Source organism: Streptomyces sp. CY-1 (genome assembly GCF_047218265.1).
GTDB lineage: Bacteria > Actinomycetota > Actinomycetes > Streptomycetales > Streptomycetaceae > Streptomyces > Streptomyces niphimycinicus.
In genome coordinates this window covers 7255939-7280362 of sequence record NZ_CP178393.1, presented here as the reverse complement: position 1 = coordinate 7280362, position 24424 = coordinate 7255939, and the positions used below count along the sequence as shown (strand labels likewise).

The 24424-nt window shown below is 70.7% G+C and carries 23 protein-coding genes and 3 pseudogenes; 15 read left to right on the top strand and 11 right to left on the bottom strand.

All coding sequences use genetic code 11. The annotated features are described in order from the left end of the window. The first annotated feature begins 132 nt into the window (after positions 1–132). Positions 133–696: a PPA1309 family protein gene (locus tag ACK1X7_RS31325; protein ID WP_385141244.1), complete on the top strand. Its 564-nt coding sequence runs from the start codon at positions 133–135 to the stop codon at positions 694–696. A 22-nt stretch (positions 697–718) separates the two neighbouring features. Here the strand turns inward: ACK1X7_RS31325 and ACK1X7_RS31320 are convergent, their stop codons facing one another. From ACK1X7_RS31320 to ACK1X7_RS31305, 4 genes are all read right to left on the bottom strand, one after another. Further along, positions 719–1813: a YlbL family protein gene (locus ACK1X7_RS31320; RefSeq protein WP_361498401.1), complete on the bottom strand. Its 1095-nt coding sequence runs from the start codon at positions 1811–1813 to the stop codon at positions 719–721. 77 nt (positions 1814–1890) lie between these two features. After that, entirely contained in the window at positions 1891–2073 is a 183-nt protein-coding gene (locus tag ACK1X7_RS31315; protein WP_208518180.1) for a hypothetical protein, read from the bottom strand. Positions 2074–2314: 241 nt separating this feature from the next. Beyond that, positions 2315–2773 (bottom strand): molybdenum cofactor biosynthesis protein MoaE, encoded by a 459-nt coding sequence (locus ACK1X7_RS31310; protein WP_385141247.1) that lies wholly within the window; start codon positions 2771–2773, stop codon positions 2315–2317. 132 nt (positions 2774–2905) lie between these two features. Continuing rightward, positions 2906–4015: an NAD-dependent epimerase/dehydratase family protein gene (locus ACK1X7_RS31305; RefSeq protein WP_078643469.1), complete on the bottom strand. Its 1110-nt coding sequence runs from the start codon at positions 4013–4015 to the stop codon at positions 2906–2908. Positions 4016–4207: 192 nt separating this feature from the next. Here ACK1X7_RS31305 and ACK1X7_RS31300 point away from each other — a divergent pair, with 192 nt between their 5' ends. Next, positions 4208–5692: a zinc-dependent metalloprotease gene (locus ACK1X7_RS31300; protein WP_385141251.1), complete on the top strand. Its 1485-nt coding sequence runs from the start codon at positions 4208–4210 to the stop codon at positions 5690–5692. Further along, positions 5689–6216 (top strand): NUDIX hydrolase, encoded by a 528-nt coding sequence (locus ACK1X7_RS31295; protein WP_216346321.1) that lies wholly within the window; start codon positions 5689–5691, stop codon positions 6214–6216. Before ACK1X7_RS31300 ends, ACK1X7_RS31295 begins: the two co-directional genes overlap by 4 nt. Positions 6217–6286: 70 nt before the next feature. Here ACK1X7_RS31295 and ACK1X7_RS31290 read toward each other — a convergent pair whose 3' ends face one another. The 4 genes from ACK1X7_RS31290 to ACK1X7_RS31275 all read right to left on the bottom strand — a co-directional run bounded on the left by ACK1X7_RS31290 (position 6287) and on the right by ACK1X7_RS31275 (position 10307). After that, on the bottom strand, positions 6287–7045 hold the full coding sequence (locus ACK1X7_RS31290; RefSeq protein WP_413115969.1) for an AIM24 family protein: 759 nt from the start codon (positions 7043–7045) through the stop codon (positions 6287–6289). A 16-nt stretch (positions 7046–7061) separates the two neighbouring features. Next, positions 7062–7745, bottom strand: a complete 684-nt coding sequence (locus tag ACK1X7_RS31285) for an AIM24 family protein (RefSeq protein ID WP_361498410.1) — start codon at positions 7743–7745, stop codon at positions 7062–7064. 11 nt (positions 7746–7756) lie between these two features. Continuing rightward, the gene (locus ACK1X7_RS31280; RefSeq protein WP_413115968.1) at positions 7757–9514 is read right to left on the bottom strand and encodes a TerD family protein; all 1758 of its coding nucleotides are present in this window, start codon (positions 9512–9514) and stop codon (positions 7757–7759) included. Between the two features lie 166 nt (positions 9515–9680). Further along, on the bottom strand, positions 9681–10307 hold the full coding sequence (locus tag ACK1X7_RS31275) for a M48 family metallopeptidase (protein WP_385141258.1): 627 nt from the start codon (positions 10305–10307) through the stop codon (positions 9681–9683). A gap of 263 nt (positions 10308–10570) precedes the next feature. Between ACK1X7_RS31275 and ACK1X7_RS31270 the strand changes: the two are divergent. From ACK1X7_RS31270 to ACK1X7_RS31225, 10 genes and pseudogenes are all read left to right on the top strand, one after another. Next, positions 10571–11081 (top strand): annotated as a pseudogene (locus ACK1X7_RS31270) (ThiF family adenylyltransferase); the annotation flags it as partial. 205 nt (positions 11082–11286) lie between these two features. Further along, positions 11287–12129, top strand: coding sequence for a winged helix-turn-helix transcriptional regulator (locus ACK1X7_RS31265; RefSeq protein ID WP_413115967.1), 843 nt, complete (start codon positions 11287–11289; stop codon positions 12127–12129). Further along, entirely contained in the window at positions 12126–12644 is a 519-nt protein-coding gene (locus ACK1X7_RS31260) for a regulator (RefSeq protein ID WP_413115966.1), read from the top strand. The genes ACK1X7_RS31265 and ACK1X7_RS31260 overlap by 4 nt, the downstream gene beginning before the upstream one ends. Continuing rightward, a complete protein-coding gene (locus ACK1X7_RS31255; RefSeq protein WP_413115965.1) occupies positions 12641–13870 on the top strand; it encodes an MFS transporter in 1230 nt (409 codons plus the stop codon). Before ACK1X7_RS31260 ends, ACK1X7_RS31255 begins: the two co-directional genes overlap by 4 nt. Positions 13871–13904: 34 nt before the next feature. After that, positions 13905–14207, top strand: coding sequence for a hypothetical protein (locus ACK1X7_RS31250; protein WP_413115964.1), 303 nt, complete (start codon positions 13905–13907; stop codon positions 14205–14207). Positions 14208–14280: 73 nt separating this feature from the next. Continuing rightward, entirely contained in the window at positions 14281–15492 is a 1212-nt protein-coding gene (locus ACK1X7_RS31245; RefSeq protein WP_413115963.1) for an ATP-grasp domain-containing protein, read from the top strand. Then, positions 15489–16358: a DUF317 domain-containing protein gene (locus ACK1X7_RS31240; RefSeq protein ID WP_413115962.1), complete on the top strand. Its 870-nt coding sequence runs from the start codon at positions 15489–15491 to the stop codon at positions 16356–16358. The genes ACK1X7_RS31245 and ACK1X7_RS31240 overlap by 4 nt, the downstream gene beginning before the upstream one ends. A gap of 30 nt (positions 16359–16388) precedes the next feature. Further along, on the top strand, positions 16389–16892 hold the full coding sequence (locus tag ACK1X7_RS31235; RefSeq protein WP_413115961.1) for a hypothetical protein: 504 nt from the start codon (positions 16389–16391) through the stop codon (positions 16890–16892). A gap of 172 nt (positions 16893–17064) precedes the next feature. Next, positions 17065–18082 (top strand): annotated as a pseudogene (locus tag ACK1X7_RS31230) (SpaA isopeptide-forming pilin-related protein). A gap of 691 nt (positions 18083–18773) precedes the next feature. Next, complete coding sequence (locus ACK1X7_RS31225) at positions 18774–19103, top strand: STAS domain-containing protein (RefSeq protein WP_413115960.1); 330 nt, start codon at positions 18774–18776, stop codon at positions 19101–19103. Here the strand turns inward: ACK1X7_RS31225 and ACK1X7_RS31220 are convergent. Further along, the gene (locus ACK1X7_RS31220) at positions 19075–19449 is read right to left on the bottom strand and encodes an ANTAR domain-containing protein (RefSeq protein WP_413115959.1); all 375 of its coding nucleotides are present in this window, start codon (positions 19447–19449) and stop codon (positions 19075–19077) included. The genes ACK1X7_RS31225 and ACK1X7_RS31220 overlap by 29 nt on opposite strands. A 452-nt stretch (positions 19450–19901) precedes the next feature. On the opposite strand from ACK1X7_RS31220, the gene ACK1X7_RS31215 reads away from it, so the two are divergent. Then, positions 19902–20429 (top strand): hypothetical protein, encoded by a 528-nt coding sequence (locus ACK1X7_RS31215; protein ID WP_413115958.1) that lies wholly within the window; start codon positions 19902–19904, stop codon positions 20427–20429. Positions 20430–20441: 12 nt separating this feature from the next. On the opposite strand, the gene ACK1X7_RS31210 is transcribed toward ACK1X7_RS31215, so the two are convergent. Further along, positions 20442–21260, bottom strand: coding sequence for an endonuclease/exonuclease/phosphatase family protein (locus ACK1X7_RS31210; protein ID WP_413115957.1), 819 nt, complete (start codon positions 21258–21260; stop codon positions 20442–20444). A 615-nt stretch (positions 21261–21875) separates the two neighbouring features. After that, positions 21876–23165, bottom strand: coding sequence for an FAD-dependent monooxygenase (locus ACK1X7_RS31205; RefSeq protein WP_413115956.1), 1290 nt, complete (start codon positions 23163–23165; stop codon positions 21876–21878). Positions 23166–23555: 390 nt separating this feature from the next. Here ACK1X7_RS31205 and ACK1X7_RS31200 point away from each other — a divergent pair. Beyond that, positions 23556–24406, top strand: a pseudogene (locus tag ACK1X7_RS31200) (IS5 family transposase); the annotation flags it as partial. Positions 24407–24424: the final 18 nt, after the last annotated feature.

The window sequence follows — 24424 nt, the reverse complement described above, 5'->3', positions numbered from 1 at the left end:
GGAAAGCCAAGGTGCGCACCTCGAAGTTCGCTGTCGATTGAGGGACCCTGAACTCCAGGGCCCACCTGATGCAACTTACTCAGGCTTTACTCAGTTCCCGTTTCCGGGTCCGAACAGGGCACGATATGAACCATGTCCAACGCAACCCCCGGCACCGACCCGCTGGCCTCGAATCCTCTGACCCGAGCCGTCCTCGAAATTGACGAGTACGCCTCAGGGCTCGGCTGGGACCAGCCCGCCCGGCTCTTCGCCCTCGTCGACACCGCCCGGCTGCGCGCCGAGGAGCCCGGCCTCGCCTCCCAGCTCGGCCTTGACGAGGGCGGCGAGGAGATCGCCTCCCTGACCCCCATCGAGCAGGACGAGCTGCCCTCCGGCGCCCCGCTGGACGAGTTCCTCGCCACCATCGCCTGGCCCGACGCCGTGACCGGCTGCGCCCTGACCGTCGAGCGGCAGATGCTGCCGCCGTCCGCCGAGGGCTCCGTGCCCAAGGGGCTGGCCGACGCCGAGCTGGCCAAGTGGGTCGCCGAGCACCCGGACCGCCAGGAGGTCCGGATGACCGTCGCCGTGCTGCGGGACGGCGCGCGTGAGTCGGCCCTGCGGCTGCGGGAGAAGGACTCCCCGACCGAGGTGCTCACCGGCTCCGGCCTGGTGCCGGGCCTGGCGGAGGCGCTCGCCGCCACCTTCGCCACCGACTGACCGCTCGAGCGGGGGGCGCCGCTCAGCCCGTCGTGCACTTCGGCAGACCGGCGGTGTCCCCCTTACGGATCTTCTCGAGCGCCTTGAGGGCGTCGTCGATCGTATGCACCTTGACCAGCCGCAGCCCGCCCGGCACGTCCTTGGCGGCGGCCGCGCAGTTCTCCTTGGGCGTGAGGAAGTAGCGGGCGCCCGCGTCGCGCGCGCCGATCGTCTTCATCTCGATGCCGCCGATCGGGCCGACCGTGCCCTTGTCGTCGATGGTGCCGGTGCCCGCGATGTACTTCCCGCCGGTGAGATCCCCGGGCGACAGCCGGTCCACGATCCCCAGTGCGAACATCAGACCCGCGCTGGGCCCGCCCACGTCCGCCAGCTTGATGTCGATCCGGAACGGGAAGGTGTAGTCGACCCCGGCCTGGATGCCCACGATGGCGCGGGAGCGGCCCTGGTCCGCCTTCGCGGTGGTGATCGTGACGCGCTCCTCGCCGGTGGGCTGCTTGCCGCGCTTCTCCGCCGCGGCCACGTCCTTGGCCGGGACGACCGAGAAGGTCACCTTCTGGCCCGGCTTGTGCTTGGTGACCAGCTTGGCGACGTCATCGGGCTCGCGCACCGCCGTGCCGTCCACCGACTTGATCACATCGCCCGCGTGCAGCTTGCCCTGGGCCGGGGCGCCCTTCTGGACGGCGCCCACGATGACATGCGCGGTGACCGGCTTCTTCAGCGCCCGCAGCGCGGCGACCTTGGCGGACTCCTGGGACTGGGTGAACTCCTCGGCGTTCTGCTGGTCGACCTGGTCCGGGGTCTTGTCGTCCGGATAGAGGGTGCTGTGCGGCACGACCACGTCATCGTGCGCCAGCCAGCCGTAGACGGCCTCCACGAGGTTCATCCGGTACTCGGAGCCGGTGACGCGGACCGTGGTCATGTTCAGATGGCCACCCGTGGTCTCACAGTTCTTGCGGCCCGAGATCTGAAGCACGCACTCCCCGTTGTGCTCGCCCAGGGTGTTGTACGTCGGCCCGGGAGACATCTCCGCGTACGGCACCGGGATCAGCACTCCGGCGCAGAGCAGCGCGATCAGCATCAGGAGGGAGGCGAGCATCGTCGCGGTGCGGCGTGGCATGGAACGACAGTACGGGACCCGTCCGTCAGTCCACCGTCGGGGCCGTCCGTACGAGGGGCGGCGCGGACGGGGCGCGGTCAGGCCGCGGCGTCCGAATCGGAGGGCCGGCGCTCCATCGCCTCTCGGAAGCGGGCGTATCCGGCCAACTCGGCTACGTCTCCCCCGGACTTCCGTTTTACGGCTCGAGCGGCTATGCCCGCGTATATCGCCGCGGCTATCGCCGCGAACAGCGGAATCAGCAACCAGAGAAGCGCACCCACAGCAGCCTCCCGACCCCTGGAAAAATCGCGTCTCACGACCGCGACTGACAGATGAGCAGATTAGTCCTCTGCCAGGTCAACGCTCACGGCAGGGTGGGGGTTACGCAAGTGGAGTACACCCTTCCGTGCTCTAGCGCATTCCCGCTACGCCCCGACCCGCCCTCCCGACCACCGCCCCAGAACGAGGCGCTACGCGCCCACCCGCCCTCCCGTCGCCCGACCACCACCCCACAACGAGGCGCTACGCGCCCACCCATTCCTCGGTCCCATCCGCGAAGGACTGGTGCTTCCAGATCGGCACCTCGCTCTTGAGGTCGTCGATCAGACGGCGGCAGGCCGCGAACGCCTCCGCGCGGTGCGGGCAGGAGACGGCCACCACCACGGCCAGATCGCCGATCACCAGATCGCCCACCCGGTGCACGGCGGCCAGCGCGCGGACCGGGAAGTCGGCCACGACCTTCTCGGCCACCCGGCGCAGCTCGGCCTCGGCGGTCGGATGCGCGGAGTAGCCGAGGGCGCCGACCTCCGCGCCTGCGTCGTGGTTGCGCACGGTGCCCACGAACAGCGCCGTACCGCCCGCCGCGGCATCCCCCACCGCCCCGAACACCTCGTCCACGGACAGGGGCGTGTCACGGACGGCGAGCAGCCGGATGGGATGGGCGGCCGCGAGTTCACCGGGGTGATCGTACGAATGTGCCATGCCGTCCATCGTGCCGCACCGTCCCGTCCTCGCGTAATACCGGATCCCGGAAGGCGCCTTCCGGACCAGACCCGTGCCAGACCCGCCTCAGGCCCGGGGCAAGCCCAGGCCAGGGCCATCTCGGGCCGGGTCTCAGGCCCGGCGGCGCGCCTTACGGGCGCGGCGCACGATCGCCGCGGTGCCCACCAGGGCCACCGTCGCGCCCGCCGCGCCGAGCGTCGTGGCGTCCTTACGGCCCAGGCGGCGGCCCGCGACCGTATGGCGGCCGGAGACCTCCTCCAGCAGCTCCGCCAGGACCTCCTCGTTGGTCCAGCGCGGCCGCCAGCCCGCCGCGTGCAGCCTGCTGCCGCTGATCGCCCACGGGTGCATCGTGTACGCGAGATCGCCGGCCGGGGACGGCGTCAGACCGAGCCGGTGCAGCCGGGAGGCGGCGCCCAGGGCGACCGCCGAGGGCAGCTCCATGCGCCGGATTCCGGACAGTTCCTCGACCTCCTCCTGCTCCAGCCAGCCCTCGCAACCGACCGCCAGCTCGCCCTCGACCTTCTCCAGGGCTGCGTACTCCAGCGCGCCGACCAGGTCCTCCACATGACAGAACTGCCAGGTGGGGCGGGATCCGGCGACGACCAGCAGCCGCGGTGACTCGAAGTAGCGGGTGAGCGCGGTGTCCGTGCCGCCGACCAGGATCGCCGGGCGCACGATGGTCACATTCAGCCCCGGATGCGCCCGGGGCGCACGCTCCCCGAGCCGCTCGATCTCCAGGAGATCGCCGACGCCGGTGGCCTCGGCGGTCGCCCGCAGCTCCGCGTCCTCGGCGAGCGGCACGGCGTTGTCCGGGAGCGCTCCGTAGACCATCGCGGAGGTGCACAGCACCACCCGGCGCACCCCGGCCGCCGCGGCGGCCGTGAGGACGGTCTGGGTGCCGCGCACGTTGTAGGCGGTGCGGGCGGCGGAGTCGGTGCCCAGGTCCAGGTCGACGGCGAGGTGGACCACCACATCCGCGCCGCGCAGCTTCTCGGCGATGGCCGGATCGCGGACGTCCAGCACATGCCACTGCGCCTCGGTCACCTCACCGCGGCGTTCATCGATGGCCAGGACCTGCTTGACCTCTTCGGACTCCGCGAGCCGCTGCGTGAGCAGGGCACCTGGGCCCGAGGCGGCACCGGTCACCGCCACGACGGGTCGTCGTGCGGTGCGAGCCGTATCGTTTCGCGCAGCGCGAACTTCTCGGTCTGGGGAACTCACCGGGCGTCTCCAGCGGTTGTCTTCAGTACGGAGCGCATGCACGCATACGTACCAGGTGACGTCCATCCTGCCGCAGGGCGGCGATCAGCGAAGCACCGAGCCCGGAAACCGGCGAGGTGTCTAGGCTGGGTGGTGATGTCGGGCATCCGCCACCGGCCCGGGAGCCGGTGGCCCAACGAGCCGAGGAAACCCGTGAGTGACACCCCATTCGGATTCGGCCTTCCGCCGGAGGAGCCGGAGGACGGCGACGACGGCAAGAAGAAGGGCGGCCAGGGCGGCGAGCAGGGCCCCGCGAATCCCTTCGGGTTCGGCGGCGGACCCGGCGGAGCCGGCGGCGCGGACAATCCGTTCGCCGCGATGTTCGGTTCGCTGAATCCGGGCGACCTGGGCGCGGCCTTCCAGCAGCTCGGGCAGATGCTCTCCTACGAGGGCGGCCCGGTGAACTGGGACATGGCCAAGGACATCGCCCGCCAGACCGTGGCGCGCGGCACCGCCGACGGCAGCAAGGACGAGAGCGTCGGCCCCGCGGACCGCGCCGCGGTCCAGGAGGCCGTGCGGCTGGCGGACCTGTGGCTGGACGGCGTCACCTCGCTGCCCTCGGGCTCCGGCAGCGCCGTGGCCTGGAGCCGCGCCGAATGGGTCGAGGCGACCCTGCCGGTGTGGAAGGACCTGGTGGACCCGGTCGCCGAGCGGGTCGGCGCCGCCATGGGCGATGTGCTCCCCGAGGAGATGCAGGCCATGGCCGGCCCGCTGCTCGGGATGATGCGTTCGATGGGCGGCGCCATGTTCGGCACCCAGATCGGGCAGGCGCTGGGCGTGCTGGCCGGCGAGGTGGTCGGCTCGACCGATATCGGGCTGCCGCTGGGCCCGGCGGGCAAGGCGGCCCTGCTGCCGGTCAACATCGCGGCGCTCGGCTCCGGCCTCGGCGTGCCCAAGGAAGAGGTCCGGCTGTATCTGGCCCTGCGCGAGGCGGCCCACCAGCGGCTCTTCGCCCATGTGCCGTGGCTGCGCTCGCACCTCTTCGGCGCGGTCGAGGGGTACGCCCGCGGCATCAAGGTCGACACCGCCAAGCTGGAGGACGCGGTCGGCCAGCTCGACCCGACCCACCCCGAGCAGCTTCAGGAGGCACTCCAGCAGGGCATGTTCCAGCCCGAGGACACGCCCGAGCAGAAGGCCGCGCTGGCGCGTCTGGAGACCGCTCTGGCGCTGGTCGAGGGTTGGGTGGACGCGGTGGTGCACGCCGCCGCCAAGCCGCATCTGCCGTCCGCCGACGCCCTGCGCGAGACGCTGCGGCGGCGCCGGGCCAGCGGCGGCCCCGCCGAGCAGACCTTCGCCACGCTGATCGGCCTGGAGTTGCGGCCGCGCCGGCTGCGGGACGCCTCCCGGCTGTGGGCCTCGCTGACCGACGCCCGGGGCCTGGAGGGCCGCGACGGGCTGTGGGCGCATCCGGACATGCTGCCGACGGCGCAGGACCTCGACGACCCGGACGGCTTCGTCCACGGCGAGCAGTTGGACTTCTCCGAGCTGGACAAGATGCTCGGCGAGGCGGCGGGCGGTGAGGACCGTAAGGACGGCCCCGAGCGCCCCGATCTCCGTAAGGACGACCCCGACGGTCCCGACCTCCGTAAGGGCGACGAGGGCGGCGAGGGTGACGACCGGGGCGACGGCGAGAAGTGAGTCTGCACCAGGACGCGGCGCGGGTGCTCACCGAGTGGCCCGCGCCCGATGCCGCCCAGGAGCGGCTGCGGCGGCATTACGGCGACCATCTGGCCGCGTATCCGGACGGCATGTGGAAGGCGTGCGGAGACGGCCACATCACGGCGAGCGCGCTGGTGGTCGACCCGGACCGGAACCGCGTGCTGCTCACCCTGCACCGGAAGCTGCGGATGTGGCTCCAGATGGGCGGCCACTGCGAGCCGCACGACACCACGCTCGCGGGCGCGGCGCTGCGCGAGGCCACCGAGGAGTCCGGGATCGAGGGGCTGACGCTGCTGCCGGGCGGCCCGGTGCGGCTCGACCGGCACCAGACCCCCTGCGCCTGGCATCTGGACGTCCAGTACGCGGCGGTCGCGCCCCGGGGCGCGGTGGCGGCGATCAGCGACGAGTCACTGGATCTGCGCTGGTTCGGCTACGACGAGGTGGCGGACGTGGCCGATGAGTCGGTACGCCATCTGGTGACCCGCACCCGCGCGCTGCTGTGAGGAGCGCGGCGGCCGCGAACCGGGAGTCCGCGGCCGCCGTGCTCCATCAGCGTGATCAACGTGGCCTCGGTCAGTTGCTGAAGATATTTCCCTGGTTCTGACCGCGAGCGCCTTGCTGGCCCATGCCGAACTGCGCGGCCATGCCGCCCCCGACCACCGCGTTCTGCGGCGGGAGCAGCTCACTGGGCTGCACCAGGGCGTAGCCCTGGCCGAGGAAGCTCAGCTCCCAGCCCTCGCCGGTGTTGCCGCGCCGCCGCCAGACGCCCGAGGAATGCGTCTGCGCCTGCATCTGGACCCGCAGCGAGCTGGACCAGGCGACGATGGCGTCCGCGTCGACGTTGACGTACTTGTCGAGGGTGACCTGGAGCAGCAGCGGCTGCCCCGAGGTCATCAGCGCGACCTTGCCCTGGCCGGAGATGTTGAGGTTGTACTTGCCGGAGCCGGAGATCCCGTACTGGCTGTCCACCGCGATCGTCTCCCAGTGCAGCGTGGAGTCGAGCGCGAGCACATAGGAGCTGTCGACGGTCAGCCCGTCGTGGTCCACGTCCATCACATGGATGTGCTGGGCGAGGTTGGCGAGGTAGACCGTGCCCTGCCCGGAGCAGCGCATCAGGTCCAGGCCCTCACCGGCGCGGCTGCGGGTCATGCGCTGCCCCGGCGTCTGGTACTCGCCGTCGAACTCGATGAGCCCCTGATAGGCGACCATGCTGCCCTTACGGGCGAGCACATCCTCATGACCGCTCAGGGCGACCCGCAGCAGTTGCGGGTTCTGGAGCGCGTAGCGGTCCTGCGTCTGGGCCTCGGTGAAGGCGAAAAGCGGGCTCTGCATCTGGTGTCCCTCCCCCTCAGCCCCGGGCCCGGAGCCGGTCGGTGCTGTCCTCACTGGGCTGTACGACGACGAAGCCCTGCCCGGAGAAGCCGAGCTGATATGCCTCGCCGCTGCCCCGGCCGATCAGGGACGACGCCTTGAAGCTGCGCTTGCCCTTCACCTTGAGCCCCGAGGACCAGGCCACGAGCGCGTCCGGGTCCACATAGGTCTCGTCATCGCCGCGGCCGCAGTCGACCACGATGGGGGTGCCGCGGGAGGTCAGGGCGACCCAGCCGGTGCCGGAGACGCCCACGTTGAACAGGCCCTGCCCGGCGAACTTGGCGATGCCCTTGACCCGTTCGACGCCCCACTTGAGATGCGCGTCGAAGGCGAGGAGGTTGGTGCCGTTGACCGAGAGCGCGTCGCCGTTGAGGTTGATGCAGACGACATTGGCCCCGTAGTCGGCCAGGTAGAGCAGTCCGTCGCCGCTGCACCGCATCAACGGGGCGCCCTCGCCGGTCAGCCACTGGGAGGCCATCTGACGCACCGCGGGCGGGTTGGGCTCGTACTGGACGAAGCCCTCGTAGGCCACCATCGAGCCGGTGCGGGCGAAGAGGTCCTGGCCGCTCTGCATGGCGACCTTGAGCATGCTGGCGCCGTGGTTCTCCATCCGGGCGGCGACCGGGGCGGGTGCGAAGCCCGAGATCATTTGCTGGTCCATGACGGGCTCCTTCAGACCTCGTAGGGCTGGACGACGATGAAGTTGCCGGGCGCGCCACGGAACTGGAGGTTCACGGTCTCCCCGCTGTGGCCGGGGTAGGCGCTGCGGCGCAGCCGCACCTGGCTGGAGATGATCACCTGGGATCCGGCGGACCACGCCACGATGGCGTTGCTGTCGGCGAAGGTGGTCGGGGTGACGGGGAGGACGACCGGCGTGCCCTCGGTCTTCACCACGACGGTGCCGGTGCCCTGGAACTGCATGGTGAACAGCGCGCCGCCGGGGATGCCGTGGCCCTCGATCCGGCGCACCTCGTGGTGCAGCGACTCGTCGAAGGCGAGCACGTTCTCGGCGGCGACACAGATGGCGTCGCCCTGGAGCTCGATCGGGTGGAGTTCGGCGGCGTTCTCGGCGAGGAAGACCTGGCCCTGGCCGGTGCAGCGCATGAGCTGCATCTCCTGGCCGGTCGCGTTGCCGACGATCCGGCCGCGGAAACCGGCGCCCTTGTAGCTGAAGTCGACCTTGCCCTGGTAGAGCACCATCGTGCCCTGGCGGGCGAGCACGGGCTGCCCGCCGACGCCGAGGTCGACCCGCATCAGCCGGGGGTTCTGCGGCGTCCAGCGCTGGCCGGTGGGCGCCTCTCGGTACTGGGCGAGGGCGGCCTGGAGCCCGGGCGCGCCACCGCCCTGGGGGACACCCATGGCCTGCGGCTGGCCGTAAGGGGCGGGCTGGCCGGGCTGACCCGGGTGGCCGGGCTGACCGGCCTGGCCGGGGTACGGCTGGGCGGGCGGCTGGCCGTACGGCGCGGGGGCGGGCGGGGTCTGGCCCGGCGGCTGTCCGAAGGGGGCCTGCTGGCCCGGGAACTGGCCGGGAGGCGGGGGCGGCGGCACCTGCCCAGGGGGCGGCACCTGGCCGGGCGGCGGCGCGATGGGTGCGGCGATGGTCGGGGCGCCGTGCATCTGCGGGGTGCCGGGGGCGGGCGGCTGAACACCCTGAGGGGGCGTGCCATGGGGTGTGCCCGGCGGAGGCGTGCCCTGCGGAGGCATGCCCGGGGCGGGCATCCCTGGAGGCTGCATCCCCTGCGGCGGCGTTCCCTGGGGAGCGCCGAAGGCGGGGGCGGGCGGCGCCGGGGCGGCCGGGGCAGCGGTCGCCGCTGGGGCTGCGAAGCCCGGAGCGGGGGCGGCCTGGCCGGGCGGCGCGAAACCGGGCGCGGCGCCCTGGGCGGGCGCGGGCGCGGGCTCCTCCTCGGCCACTTCACCGCCGAAGTTCTTGAGCAGCGCGTCCAGTCCCCCGTCGAAGCCCTGCCCGACGGCGGCGAACCGCCAGACGTCCTTGAGATAGAAGTCGCCCAGCATCACCGCGCGTTCGGTGCTGAACTCCGAACCGGTGAAGGAATACCGGGCCACCTCCTCGCCGCCCGCGACGATCCGGATATAGCCCGGGCCGATCTGCGACATCTGCCCGGCGCCGTCGAGGGTCGCGGTGAAGGAGAGCTTCTGGATGGCGGAGGGGATGCTGTCGAGCGTGACGCGGAACGAATCCGTGTCACCCGCCTGCGCCCCGAGCTGCTGTATCGCTTCTTCAGGGGATTTCGGCTGGTTGAAGAAGATGAAGTAGCGGTCGTCCGACAGCCGCTCGTCCGCGTCGAGCCCGAAGCAACTGATGTCGAACGTCAGGCCGGGCCCGGCGATCTGCACCCCGACGTACAGATCCCTCCCGGCCGTCAGATCACTGATCCTGGCCTTGTGGCCGCGCTGGAATTCCCTGGCCATACGTTAGGACCGTCCCCCATCGCCGTACCGGTGTGTGCATTGCGCGCCAGGCTAGCCGCTGCCGCCGACTATGAGCGACGCCAAGGAGCACGGGTGTGGTTCCGTTACGGCACGGGGGTGGTTCCGTTACGGCACGCGCGTCGTCCCTACGGCCGCGCGTGTTCCCCTACGGCTGGTCGTCCCCGGGCCCGGAGAGATGCGGCAACCGCCCGGCGGCGACCACCCCTTCGAGATAGCCCCGCGCCCGCTCGGTCCGCGGATACGCCTCCAGAAGCTGCCAGAAGCGCCGCCCGTGACCCGGCACCAGAAGGTGGGCCAACTCATGGAGCAGCACATAGTCCACGACGTACTCGGGCATGCCCTGGAGCCGGTGCGAGAGCCGGATGCTGCCCTCGGCGGGGGTGCACGACCCCCAGCGGGTGTTCTGGTTGGTGACCCAGCGGACGGATTCGGGCCGCGCCCGCCCGCCCAGGTACTGGCCGGAGAGCAGCTCGGCGCGGGCGGCCAGCTCCGCGTCGCCCAGCATCCGCTTGCTCTCCTGCGCGGCCAGCTTGTCCAGCATGACGCTCACCCAGCGCTGCTCCTCGGCCTCGGACATCCGGGCGGGGATGAGGACGACGGTGCGGTCGCCCTCGCGATAGGCGGAGACCGTCCTGCGCCGCCGGGTGCTCCGGCGGACCTCGACCGCGCTCGTGCCCGAGCCTCGGCTCTGTGGGCTCGGGACGGTGCGCGGTGCGCTCGCGGCGCTGCGAGGGTTTTCCCCCGCGGTGCGAGAGGACGGATCGGCGGGCACGCCCCGACGTTACCCGGTGGCCGCCGGGGAAGTCCCGCCCCGCACCTTGTTGCGGACCGAACCACTCCACGGTGTGCACGGCTTGTACGACCGGTGTTCGTACGACTTATTCCACCGCCTGTGGATAACGCGCTGCGAGCTCCGGTCGCCTGCCCGCATGCTGAGGGCGGTGCGACGGAAGCGAACCGGTGCAACTCGGCGCGAAAGTCATGAACAGGTAAGTACAGCAACGAAGATACACAGAACATCAAAGGGGGGCGGCGATGCATCCGATGCTCAAGCCCGCGCTGCGGCGCGGCTGGCGGAGTCGGGACACGATCCAGTTCGGGGTGGCCCGGGCGCATGCGGTGGTGATGGGGCCGGTGGACACCGCCACGGGCAGCTTTCTGGAGCTGTTGGACGGCACCCGCGGTCTGCCGCTGCTGCGGCAGGAGGCCCGGGCCATCGGGCTGCCGGAGGGGCGGGCCGACGCACTGGTGGACCGGCTGGCGGCGGCCGGTCTGCTGGACGAGCCGAGGGACGGCGGTGCGCCCGCCGCGGCGCTTGACCGGCTGCGGCCCGACGCGGGGGCGCTGTCAGTGCTGCATCCCGAGCCCGGGGCGGCGGCGCGGCTGCTCGGCGCGCGGCGGGCGATGCGGGTTCAGGTGCGGGGCGCCGGCCGGGTCGGGGCGGCGGTCGCGGCCGCGCTGTCGGGCTCGGGGATCGGCCGGGTCGATGTGGTGGACGGAGGCCGTGTCGAGCCCTGGGATGTGGCTCCAGGCGGGCTGTCGGCCGGCTCGCCGAAGCCGTCGCAGTCCGCGACGTGCAGGCCAAGTCGGTCGCCGCCGTTCTGCAGAGCCTCGCCCGCGTCCCGGCCCCGGCGCCCTCTCCGCCGGCGCCGTCCCCGCCGCTGCCGGCTCCGCCCCTTCCGGCCCAGAGCACTGCGCACAGCCGCTGACCCGCAGGCGATTCCCTGCCATCGCACTCAGGAGTTCCTCCCTTGGCCATCACCGCTCTGCCCCCAGACACCGACGCCGACATCGCGCGGGTCACCGAGGCCCTCGCCATGATCACCCCGCGCTGGAACGTGAGGATCCTGCTGGCACTCTCCGGCCCGCCGCAGCGCTACACCGAGCTGGCGGCCAAGGTGTCCTGGCTGCAGAACGGCCAGCTCCACCCCAAGCTGCGGGCTCTGTGTGACACGGGCCTCGTCCAACGCACCGAACACACCTCGCGGCACGTCACCTATGGCCAAACCGACCGCGGGGCAGAGCTGCTGCCGGTCCTGTCGCTGATCGTCACCTGGGCCGAGGAGTATCTGGAGAAGACGAACCGGGCGCTGCCGGCGATCGAGCAGATCGAGGACAGCCTCACCCTGCTCACCCGGCGGCACGCTGCCGCCATCCTGTGGGTGCTCAAGTCCCGCCAGGAGGTCAGCGGGCGGGCCCTGGCCAGGATCCTGATGCCCAGCAGCGACTGGACCAACGTGTACCCGCCGCTGCGGCAGCTCGTCGGCGATGGCCTGGTCGACACCGAGGGCATCGGCCAGCCCTACCGGCTTTCCGCGGCAGGCGACGGCCTCGGCCCCGTGCTCGGCGCCCTGTCCGCGTGGTCCGCCGGGCAGCCCCTCAACCAGGCGGCCCACCATCCAGTCTGGGGGCACCCGCAGGCGAAGCCGACGCCGCGGCCGTGGATAAGCAGCCAGTCCCGGCCAGCCCCCGCGGCGCTTGCGCAGACCCGGACGGGCGAGTCCTCTCCGGCCTGGCACAACCGCGATCTGTTCTCCCACGCCACGACCGCCCGCCCGAAGGCGGCCGTCCCGGCGGGAGGCCCGCGCCGATGACCACCCTCTTCACCACGGCCGAAGTACGCACCGCCCTCGAGCTGCTGGCCTCGCGTTCCTTGATCCGCCTGGTCACCGAGATCGACGACAACGGGGCGATACCGCCGCGGCGGCTGGCCGGCACCCTCCCCGACCTCTCCACGCACCAACTGCGGAGCGCTTCCGACACGGCCTGCGCTCACGGTCTCGTCCGGGTCGCGCCCGGCGCCGGTCTGGAACTCACTGAACCCGGAGCGGAGTTGGCCGACCTGTACGACGCGGTGGCTCGCTGGGCCCGGCGTCACGCTGTCCCGGCCCCCATCTGCGAGTTCAGCGGCCGTATCCGGCACGTCCTGGACCTCCTGGCACCCTCGCTCACCACCGAGCGCGCCGACGGTCTCTCACCGCTGTCCGCCGCGCGCCTGACCAGCGCCGGGGCCGAGGCGGACCTGGCCCATCCCCGCACGCTCCTGCTCCAGTGGCTGGCCGGTAATCCGCAGGTCATCCGGGTGTCCGAGCCCGAGCCGGTCGCGTGAGCGCAACGTTCACACCCCGGCACGCGCGCCACACCGACGAGCTACTGCGCAGCATCTACCTGCCGCGCATAGCGGACGCTCTCACGTTCGCGATGTCCACCTACGGCATTCCGCTGCTGGTCCTGACCACAACGCGCTCGGCCACGCTGACGGGAGCGGCGTTCGCCCTGGAGTGGATCCCGCGGCTGGCGGCGTTCGGGTGGGCCGGATCGATCGTCGACCGGCGCGGGGCGGCCGTCGTCTTCCACCTCGCCTCCCTGGCACGCGCACTGGCCCTCGCCGCCAGCGCGGTCCTGCTCCACCTCCACCCGTCCGGCACCGTGGCGAGCGCAACGGTGATGGTGCTTGCGGCTACGACCGGCGTGCTCACCGAGTTCAGCTACATCGCAGCCGAGACGGCGGGCGCCGCCGCCAGCCGCCGGGCAAGAGGACGAGCCCACCGCGTCCAAGCCGTCCTGCTCGGCATCGACCAGACCGCGACCCTGGCCGGCCCAGCCCTCGCAGGGATACTCCTGCTCGCCGGGCCGATGCTCGCGGTGATCACCGTACTCTCGCTCCTCGCCGCGATGCTCGCCCTGCGCACACCCCCCTCACCCGTCGCCCCGGCCCACGCGCCGAAGGGACAGTCGAGCGCGGGACTCCTCACCGGGTGGCGCACCATCCGCTCTCTTCCCGCGCTCGGCTGGCTCATGACCGGGCTGACCCTGTCCAACCTGGCCACCGGCCTCCTCCAAGCGGCCGGCCCGGTGATCGTTGTCCAGCACTTCAGGCAGTCCACCACTGCCGTCGGCCTGGTCTGGTCCGCAGCCGCCGGAGCGACGCTTCTCAGCGTCACGCTCTGCCGGTTCGCGCTCGACCGGCTGGGCCTGTGGCCGGTCGGCGCCGCCTGCGCCGCGCTCGCCTCGCTCGGCTGTCTCGCCGCCGCCCAGGCCCCCGACTACCTGTCCTACCTGATCTTGGTCGCGGTCCTCATGGCGGGCGAAGGCGGCATGACGGTCGTCCTGCGCACCCTGCGCTCCCGCCTGATCCCTCCGGAGAAGTTCGGCAGCACCCTGTCGGCGACCATCCTCATCCTCCTGCTGCCCTTCCCCGTCGCCGGCGTGCTCACCGCGTTCACCCCGCCCGGCGCATTGGGCCACGTCATCACCGCCTGCGCCGCGCTGCAGGCCCTCGGTCTGTTCTGTGCCTTCGCCCACCTGCGCACCGATCCCGCCCTGCGCACCTGACGCTGGCTCGCTGCCCCAGCCTGTGGAGAACCCCATGCCCATTGCCGCCCTCGGACCGCACCGCGCGAGCGGTCGCACCATCACCGAACAATTCCACGCCTTCGACGCCCGCAACCCGCACGTCTACCGCGCTCTGGAACGCATGGCCGCCCGCCGCCTGGCCGCCGGCGCCACCCGGGTCAGCTTGAAGGACCTCTTCGAAGAGCTGCGGCGACAGCTCCCGTACGGCGTCGCGGGGCTGAACAACAACTTCACCGCCCTCTACGCCCGCCGCCTGATCAGCGAACACCCGCACTGGGCCGCGGCGTTCGAGCTACGCCGCCGCCGTGCCGCCTGAGACACCCCTTCACTCCTCACTCGTCCTGCCGTCCACCGATACGGAGAACCCCTTCTTATCCGTTCGCCCCCTCGTGCTCGTCGTTTCTTCCGGCGACGAGACCTACCGTGGCTACTGTCTGGAGCAGGTGGCCGCCGCGTATGACGTCGTTCTGCTCACCGGTGCCGAGCCGTCGTGGGAGAGGCCGTTCATCGTCGACCACGTTGTCGTCGACCTGAGCGATTACGCAGCACTGCTCGCCGCTGGCCGTGCCCTGGCCCTGCGTCACGACCTCGCCGGCGTGGTCACCTGGGACGAGTGGCACCTCGTCCCCACCGCCCGCCTCGCTCGCGCGCTCGGTCTGACCTCGAATTCCATCGAGGTGATGCGCGGCTGCCGCAACAAGGCCACCGCCCGTACGTTGTTCGCCCGCCACGGGGTGCCGTCGGCCACCTCGCTGAAGGCGCGGACCCTGCTGGAGGCCGGCCTTGCGACGATGACCCTGGGCTACCCGGCCGTCATCAAGCCCGCGGCGTCCGCCGCCAGCATCGGCGCGATCCGCGTAGACCGTCCTGAAGAGCTGCCCGGAGCCTTCGCGTTCGCCTCGGCACGTGCGAGCCGCAGCCGTGAGGACACTGGTGTCCTGGTCGAGGAGTATCTCGACGGGCCGGAAGTCTCCGTCGAGTGCGTCACCCACCGCGGCGCCACCACAGCGGTCGCGGTGACCCGCAAGCACCTGGGCCCCGCCCCGTACTTCGACGAGACCGGGCACACCGTCGATGCCACCGACCCGCTCCTGACCCAGGTCGCCCCTGTCGCTGCTGCTGCGGTCAAGGCCCTGGGGATCACCGACGGCGTGCAGCACGTCGAGCTGCGCCTCGTCGGTGGCCGGCCCCGGCTGATCGAGGTCAACGCACGCATCGGCGGCGACATGATCGGCCACCTCGTCCGCCTCGCCACCGGCATCGACCTGCCCAAGGCCGCCGCCGACCTCGCCTGCGGCACGCCTCCGGACCTGGCCCCGACCCGCAGCGGGGCCGCAGGCATCCGCATGCTCTACCCGGAAGCCTCCGGCACCCTCACCGCACGGCACATCAACCAGCCCTTCGCCGCCCACACCCCCTGGCTGCGGCAGGTGCAGTGGACCCGCGCGATCGGCGACCCGCTCCTCCTGCCGCCCGAAGGCGACCTGTTCACCGCCCGGGCCGGGTTCTACATCGTCACCGGCCGCGACACCGCCGAGGTCACCGAACGCCTCGACACCGCCGCCGACGAGATCACCGTGACCACGCAGGCGGATCGATGAGCCACCAGCCCGACCCGCGCCACGACATCGGGGACGTATATGTCTCCCCGCGCTACCTCGCCTCCACCACCGGGGTCGGCGATCCTGCCCTCGCCCCGCTCTTTGACCTCGGCTGGGATCTGCGGCACGACGACCTCGGCAACGCCTTCGTGCATGCTCCCGACCGGCGCGTGTGCCTGGGCTACCTGCCCGAAGGTGAGGACGACGGGCTCTGGCGCATCAATGCCTACACGGACTCCTTCGGTCCGCCGGCGTGGGGCGTCTGTTTCAACGACCGCGTTCCCACCGAGTTCGTCCAAGCGTTCACCACCGTCCTCGCCACGGCGTACGAGCAGGGACCGGACGCCTACCTCGCCCGGCCGGTCTCCGGGACCGACGAGCACGATCCCTTCCTCGCTGTCGTCCCGCTCCCGAGACAGGGCTGGGAGATCGACCGCCCACGCCGGGGCGTCTTCGCGGTCCAGGCCCCGGACGGCCTCGCTGGCATGGAGTTCACCACCGGCGACCTCGATCCGGAAGCCGAGCTGACAACGCGGGACGCCCGCTGGCAGCTGTGGGCTGGCAAGTCCATCGACCGGCCCGCCTGGTACGCCACGGCCAGCACCGACACCCCCGTCGCCCTGCTCACCGCCGTCACCCAGTGCGCCGCCGATCCGGCTCCGCTGCCCCGATGGCGTCAGGAGACCTTCAGCTACATCAAGGGCATGGCCCAGCTCACCCCGATCCTTCCGCCCGGACCGCCGGCCCCCACCCCGCTCGACGTGCAGCGGGCCGCCGCGTCCCGCCGCCAGGCCGCGATCCCCGCGGCCAGCGTTCCGCGCTGGAGCACCACCAGCCGACCGGCCCTGCCCGGCCCACGCCCGTAGCACCGGCCCGCCCCCTACCGGAGACCCCTCTTGTCCCTTCAGGCCCCCGAGTTCTTCGCCGAACTGTGCCTCCCCTTCCACAACAGCACCGTGGTGGGCAGCACCTACTTCGCCGCTCCCGTCCCCGGCGCACCACTGCGGCTGCGGATCGACTTCAGCCGCACCATCCGCGCGGACACCTACGGCGGGCTGCGGGTAGCGGTCGTCCACTCGGACCGCGGCGAGATCGACGCGGTGGCGCTCAGCTTCGTGGATCACGGCACCTTCCACCGCCGCGACGAAGCCACCAACACCCGGCCGAACACCAACCACTACGGCATCTTTCACTACCGCCCCTTCGATAAATTCCAGCGCACCGGCCGACCCCCGTGGGACGGCGCCGTCACCACCGGACTGCGCGACGCCATCGAGCAGTACATCGCCGTCTGGTTCCCCGGCACCTGGACCGCGTCCGCACCGAGCCGCGCCGCAGGCCGGACCGCGCACACGGCTCCCGCCGTGCCGGTCGCCCGCAGCGGCGCCCGCGCCCGTTGAGCCGCGCCTAAACCGCCAGCCCCGGCTACACCCGCCGCGCCCTCTACGTCCCCATCACGACAGCCAAGCAACCTCAAGGCAACACCTCCGTTGTCCCGCGACCTCCCGCCCCGGCCTCTGGTCGAACCCGTTGGCCGTTCCCCGCCCCCTGCTCCAAGGAGCTCTCCTCCTCGTGCACGCGCGTTTCGTACGATCCGCCGCCGTCGCTGTCGCGGTGGCCGGCGCCCTCACCTGGGCGCCGGCCGCGAGCGCACAGCCCTCCGGGCCGCCCCCCTCGGCCGCTGCTCCCGCCGAGACCCCAGCCCCGGATAAGGGCAGCGTCGAGATCACCACCAAGGACACAGCCGGGGACGCGCTCCCCGACGCCGCGTTCCTTCTGCTCGACTCCGCCGGCCAAGAAGCCGCACGCGGGAAGACCGACGCACGGGGGAAGCTGGCCTTCTTCGACCTCGCGCCGGGCGTCTACCGGCTCAAGGAGGCGGCTTCCGGCAGCCCGCTACACGAGGTCGTCGCCGACCAGGACGTCATCGTCACCCTGGGTGCGACCACACGGCTGACCATCACTGACCCGTTCAAGGCCGCCAAGGTTCGGCTGCGGGCCAAGGACGACAAGACGGGCAAGCTCCTGCCCGGCGCGACCGTGAACATCGGCACCGGCACCTCGACGCTGCTCACCCTGACCACCGGCGCCAACGGAACCGCCTCCGGAGAACTGCCTGTTCCGAACCGGAAGACGCGATTGTGGGTCAAGGAGATCAAGGCCCCCGACGGTACGACCTCTACAAGCCGTCCAAGACGTTCACCGCGCGCCCTGGCGCCCCGGTGACCGTGACCGTCACCAACGCCAAGACCGCGACCGACCCGAAGCCCGACCCCTCGGACAAGCCGACGCACAAGCCCACCAACAGCCCGTCCACTCCAGGCAAGCCGAACAGTGGGACCGGAGCCGCACCCTCCTCGCAGAACACCGGCGCACCGGACGCCGAATCCTCGTCCACCGCCGCGGCGACACCGACTGGCGCACGCTGGAGGCATCGGCAGGCTCCCTCGCTCACACCGGGGCCGATGCCACCCCATGGATTGCCGCAGGGGCCGGCCTCCTCATCGCCGGCGGCGTGGTCACCTTGATCGTCGCCCGCCGTCGCACGACGGGCGGGTCCGAGCCCGACGACAGCGGCACGGCACGCTGATCGAAGACGAAACAACACCACCAGTAGGCCCCCGGGACGCCCTCCAGGGGGACCACTCGCGCCTCGTGCAGAACCTCGGCAGCGGCGGACCCGCTGCTATCCCAGCCCCTGTCCGAGTTCGAGTGCCGGGACGAGCACAGCCGCCGCGTCGCAGTCGGTGCAAGCGCGGCGTGACGGCAGGTGACGTCGTGCACTACGGTCCGTCCCCCGAGCTCAGATGCGGGGCGGACCGCCCCATTGGACTCAGGGCCGTCACGGCAGTCAGTGCCCGGGGGCCGCCAGTCCTGTCACCCGCCCGGCCGCGGGCAACCCGCCTGCTCGACCCGTTCGGCGGACTGACGCTGAGCTGCGACACGCCAACCCGCAAAAGGTGTATTAACGTCATTGGCGACAGCATGGAAACTTCCGATTACCGACCGTCGCGAGTTCTATCGACTCCGCTCCGCCCTCTGGTCATGGGGTGGAGCGGCCTGATCTCCGTGCGCGGCAGATCACACGACCCCGGACCCACCTGGTCCGGGGTCGTTGCGCGAACAGTTCCTCAACCCCGGCCGCGGAGGAGCACTCACCACCCCGAAGGCGCCGCCGCATCCCACGATCACTGCCCCCGGTGACGGTGGACAGGCGCGTTGGTCTGGTGTTTTTCTGGATCCAGGCCCTTCAGGCCGCCTCACACGAAGGGGGCGGGCCGGTGCACGAGACGATCAGGGTGGACCGGAAGGCCACCGGACCCGACAGATGCCAGGTCGCGGTGTCGGGGGAGCTTGACCTTGTGACCGCCGGCGATGTGCGCCAGGCACTCCAGAACGCCGTCGGGGAGAACCATGTGGTGGTCGTCGACCTCGGCGGGCTGACGTTCTGCGACTGCCGGGGGCTGAACGCACTGCTGGCCGCCGCCCGCACCGCCCGAGCCGGTGACGTCGAGCTGCGGCTATGCGCTGTCCCGCATTTCCTCGCCCGCATCCTGCGGCTCTCCGGCACCCGCAGTGCGTTCACCATCGAAGAGAGCGGCCTGCCATAGAGCTACCCCTGGAGCATCTTCGACCGTCCGGATTGGGGCGGTGGTGGTGTAATGCGACCGCCAGGGCCTTCTGCACGTCCTTGGAGAGAGGCGGTTGCTCAGTGGTGGCCACCAGGTCGGCAGCGATGTCGCGCAGCTTGGTGTTGGTGTTCTGGGAGACCTCGACCAGGACCTCCCAGGCTGCATCGGAAGGGCATGGGCACAAGGCCATCACCATGCCGCGGGCCTGATCGATGACTGGTCGAGTTTCCATCGCCTGCCGGAGCTGGGCAGCCTCCTCAGCCAGCCAATCGGCCTTGAGCCCCTGGTCTTCCTCAGCGCGATCCCGGTACTGCACAGTGCTCATCAGCAGGTCATGCCTTTGGCGGCGATCCCCTTCTCCTTGAAGGTTCACTTCGAAGCGATGCCCGCTCCGAAGGCTCTCCCCGTTCGAGGCTGTACCAGTCGCCCTCTTAGCAGCAACCCCGTCCTTAGCCACTGCTTAAATCAAGCGGCGCCGACGGCTGTTACCCAAACCGCCGGCGCCTGCGCGAACGGACGTCACATTCGCGTACCGCAGCGCGTTACCACCTGCTCACCAGGTCAAACCCTCGTCCACACCAGCAATTGCGCCACTGACAAGGCACAAGAAATGAGTGCGCGCCGAGGTAGGCGTACAGCGGGAAGACTCGCGCGACCAGTTCGCCGTGTGCGTAGCGCGGCTGGTTCTGCAGGTGCGGGGTGACGTCGCGGCCGACTCTGGTAGCAGCAGCTCGTAAGGGCGTGCCAGCTTCGGTTCCTGCCAGTAGGTTAGCGGGCATGACACACGTGCGGGATCTGTGGTGGCGGGCGGGACGGCTGGCGTTCCCAGTGTCGACGGAGACGTGGCTCAACGACGCGTGGGTGCAGTCCGTATACCGGTCAGCCACGCTCCTCGAACCGGCGTGGCCGACGGACTTCGGCGGCGGTTCCTTCGTACACGCCCTGCCCACGGTCGCGCTCGTGCTGTACGCGGGCGACGTCGGTGGTCGGCCGGAGTATGTACCGGTGGACAAGCTCGTGGACAGGCTCACCCTCGCGGGACCCGGCGCGGGCGAGTCCTCCATCGAGGACATCGTCCGCGAAGGGCTGACGACGAAGCGTCGGCACGACCTGGACAACGACTCGCAGCTGTCCGCCGTGTTCCATCAGCTCACGGTGCACCGGCCGCCACTCACCCACAGCGTGGGCGGGATGGAGCTGCCCTCCATGGAGCAGTGGCCGGGCGGAACGCTGATGGCCGAAGCGGCGCGGTGGGCCAAGCTTCAGCTCACCCACCACCACCTGAGTGTCGGCAACAGGGCATGACGGCCGTTCTCGTCACACGGTCAGGTCGAAGTCCGCCGACACAGCGGCGTGGTCCGACCAGCCTTCGTCCACCGGCTCCATGTGCACCTGGTAGCTGGTCAGTACCAGCGCCAACGCCGGGCTTGCGAGGATGAGGTCTTGACGGCGAGGCACGTCGCCAGGACCGAATGCGGCTGTCGCCACCGCCTCTTGCCCGAAGCAGCTCGCGGCGTCGACGAACCCTGAGCGGGCGAGCAACTGCACCGCCTCACGATCAGAGACCAGCTCCTGGCCGTGGCCGGGTGCGCGTACGTGACCGTTGAGCAGATGCGGCGGAAGCTGTGTCCAGTCTGGTTCGGGGAACCCGAGCCCGATGGAGTTGATGTCACCGACGATCAGCGAATGCCGTCCGGGCGCAGCGAGGACTTCGAGTGGGGCGACCTCCCGTGCCCGGTTACGCGGATCGAACGGGTCCAAGTGAAGATTGCGCAGTTCCACTAGACCGTCCACGCTCGGCAGAAGCAGGTTCGCCCAGCCCATGACGTGGTGGTAGCGCGTACGGTCCGCGTCCTCGGCATCGACCCCGACGCGGTCGCTGAGCAGGATCGCGGAGTGGAAACGATGACCGGCTGTCGTCACATTGGCCTCCGCAAGGAAGCCCTGGGCCATGCCGAGGGCAGTGACTGCCCGGCGCAGGCGCCGTCGGCCCAGCAGGTCCCAGAAGTTGCACTCCTGGAGCGCGAGCACGTCCGGTCGCAGCGAGCGCAGGAACTCCATCTGCCCGTCCCATCGGTCAGCTGGCCCAAGCCCGGAGTCCGTATGCCCGCCGAATAGCGTGTTGAAGGTAACCACTCGTAGCACGGGGTCATCCCACCGGCGAGGAACGGCGAAACATCGGAAAGTTCATAGCCGTCAGCGTAAGACTGAATGCCCCCGGTCTGGTGGCAGACGACTGAGTCAACTTGTGGGTTCTCGCGGACCGTGTCATCTGCCGGGCTGTGACCTGGGCGTTCTCACGCAGCATCCGGCCAGACAGCCCGCGCGATTCTCAACTCTGCCCCAATATCCGCGCGGTCCTCGTCGGACTGGCCGGAATGCCCGGGGCGCTGATGTCCGTTCTCATTCATCGTGTCAGGGAGGCCATGTCGGCGAGCTGCGTACTGACAACTGCCTTGAGACAAGACGGGCGAGCGATCCGGCTGGGATCAATGGGCTTGGGCGTCACGGGGTTGATGTCTCAATGGTCTTGTCAGCTCCGGTGAGCGCCGACCAGGCAAGTGACAGGACCACAGAGATCCCACGCGGTGGATTCTCATTGATCTTGTCGGTTTCCCGAGCCAACACCGCCTCATCGGAACGTGGCCTGGCCGCCGAACGGGCCCTCCAACGCGCACCATGCGGCATGAGCGGAGGTCGTCCGGCGGTGTCCTACCGAAGCGTGGTCCCTCTCGACACGTTATGTGACACCTACGGCTTGGCCGACGAGGTGATCGGCGATCCGGCCGGGGCTGCGGAGTCCGGCACCCCCGCGTAGTCGGGCAGCTCGACGCCGCTGATCGCGCGCCCGACCAGCTCCGTGAACCATTCGCCGGCGAAATCGGGGCCCGGCTCGGTGTCTGGCCCGGGGACGTCGCGGCTGCGGGCGTTCAACCGGCCGATCTCCTGGTTGGCCTCGACGAACGAGCGCATCCGCGCCTCGTAGCGGGCGAATCCGGCGTGGGGGTCCCATCCGGCAGCGGCCAGCTCACCGGCCAGCAGATAGGCGCCGACCAGTGCCAGCCCGGTGCCCTGCCCGGACATCGGCGACGAGCTGAACGCCGCGTCTCCGAGCAACCCCACCCGTCCACTCGACCAGCGGTCCATCACCACCTGGGCGACCTGGTCGAGGTAGAAGTCCGGAGTGTCGTCCAGGTGCGCGAGGATGTCCGGGGTCAACCAGCCCAGGCCCGCCATCCGCTCCCGCACTAGGACCTTCTGGGCCGCGACGTCACGGTGGTCGACGTCGAAGTCAGCCGAGGCGAAGGAGAACATGGCCATCGCCCGGGTAGCGTCCCGGACGGGCCGCAGGAGGGCGGAGCGCCCGGACTCCTGATCCTGGTACTCCAGCAGCCAGCGGTCCAGCCCGAACACGTTGGGCACACTGTAGAAGGCCAGCGCGTGCCCGAGGTGGCGGAGGAACCGCTCATGCGGCCCGAAGACCATCGCTCGCAGCTCCGAGTGCAGCCCGTCTGCCCCAACCACCAAGTCGAAGCGCCGCCGGCTGCCGCCCGCGAAGACCACGTCGACCCCGTCCGCGTCCTGGACGAGCTCGGCGATTCGGTCGCCGAAGACGTACTCGACGCCGTCGCGGGTGTCGTCGTAGAGCACCTGGGACAGGTCCCCGCGCAGGATCTCGATGTCCGCGATGAACCCGTCGCCACCGTCGTCGTCGGCACGGAAGGTCTCCAGCACCTGCCCGTCCGCGTCCACGGTGTGCGCGCCGGCGGTGTCGGTGCACGCCGCGCGCACCGCCGGGGCCAACCCCATGCGCCCGATGACCTCCCTGGCGACCCCGCGCGCGTCCACCGCCTGCCCGCCGGGACGCAGCTCGGGAGCCTGCTCCACCACGGTCACCTCGGCCCCCCGCCGTCGCAGCCAGTGGGCCAGCGCGGGTCCCGCGATGCTCGCCCCCGCCACCAACACCCTGGGACCGCTCACCCCCGTCCCCTGCCCGCCCGTCCGGATCGCGTGCCCCTGGTCGGAGTCATCGACGCTCATCACAGCCTCCATGTGCTTCCTCCCGCGCTGAAACGTCCCCAGCACAGGCCCACCCCTGTCGGTGAATCCAGCCGTATCGACCACGGACCCGCACAAAACTCATCGGGTACGGCAGACATTGATGAGAAACGCCAACTCCGATGAGACTCACACCAACCCAGACTGGCGTCACAGTGAGACTCTGAAAGGACCAGTGCGAACGGACTGCTGACCAGCGGGTTCTCAGTGCCAACGCCGCAGGTGCGGTCGCTATGGCGTCGGCGCTGAGAATGTGACGTGGATCTTGAGAACCTACACAACTGTCAAAGGACACAGTTGTCCGTTGACAGCGAAGCTAGGGCTTGTCCGGTCGATCACGTGACTGCCTCGTGTCTGGGTCGTTGATGTGGCATGGGGCGGGGTGATCTGAGCGATGCGGAGTGGGAACGACTGCGGCCGTTTTTGCCGGTCAGCAATGGGCGTTGTGGCAGGTGGCGGGATCACCGGCAGGTGATCGACGGGATCCTGCACCGTGTGCGAACCGGCGTGCAGTGGCGTGATCTGCCCGAACGGTTCGGGCCGTGGAAGACGGTCTATGAACGCCACCGGCAGTGGTCGGCCGACGGCACCTGGGAACGCCTGCTGCAGCAGGTCCAGGCAGCGGCCGACGCCGTCGGCGACATCGACTGGGACATCGCGGTCGACTCGACCATCGTGCGCGCCCACCAGCACGCGGCCGGTGCCCGCACCGATCCGCCGCCGGCAACCGCGCCAAAAGGGGCCGAAACAGCAGAACACCAGGACGAGCCACCGTGGCAGAGCCTGCTCGCCCGCCTGGTGGAGGTGGTGCAGGAGGTGAGGGCCTGGGCCGCTCGCGCGGCGGGCTCACCAGCAAACTCCACCTGAGCTCCGACGGCCGCTGCCGCCCGCTGTCCCTGATGGTCACCGGTGGACAGCGGGCCGACTGCACCCAGTTCCAGCCGGTGCTGGAGAAGATCCGCGTTCCACGGCCGGGGCCGGGCAGACCGCGCACCAAGCCCGACAGCCTCGCCGCGGACAAGGCATACAGCAACGGCCCCTGCCGCGACTACCTGCGACGACGGGGCATCCGGCACACCATCCCGGAGAAGACCGACAGCCAGGCCGCCCGCCTGCGCAAAGGCTCACGCGGTGGACGGCCACCCGGGTTCGACGAGGAGCGGTACAAAAAACGCAACACGGTCGAGCGGGCGATCAACAGGTTGAAGCAGTGCCGGGCCGTGGGTGAGGTCGACTCGGGG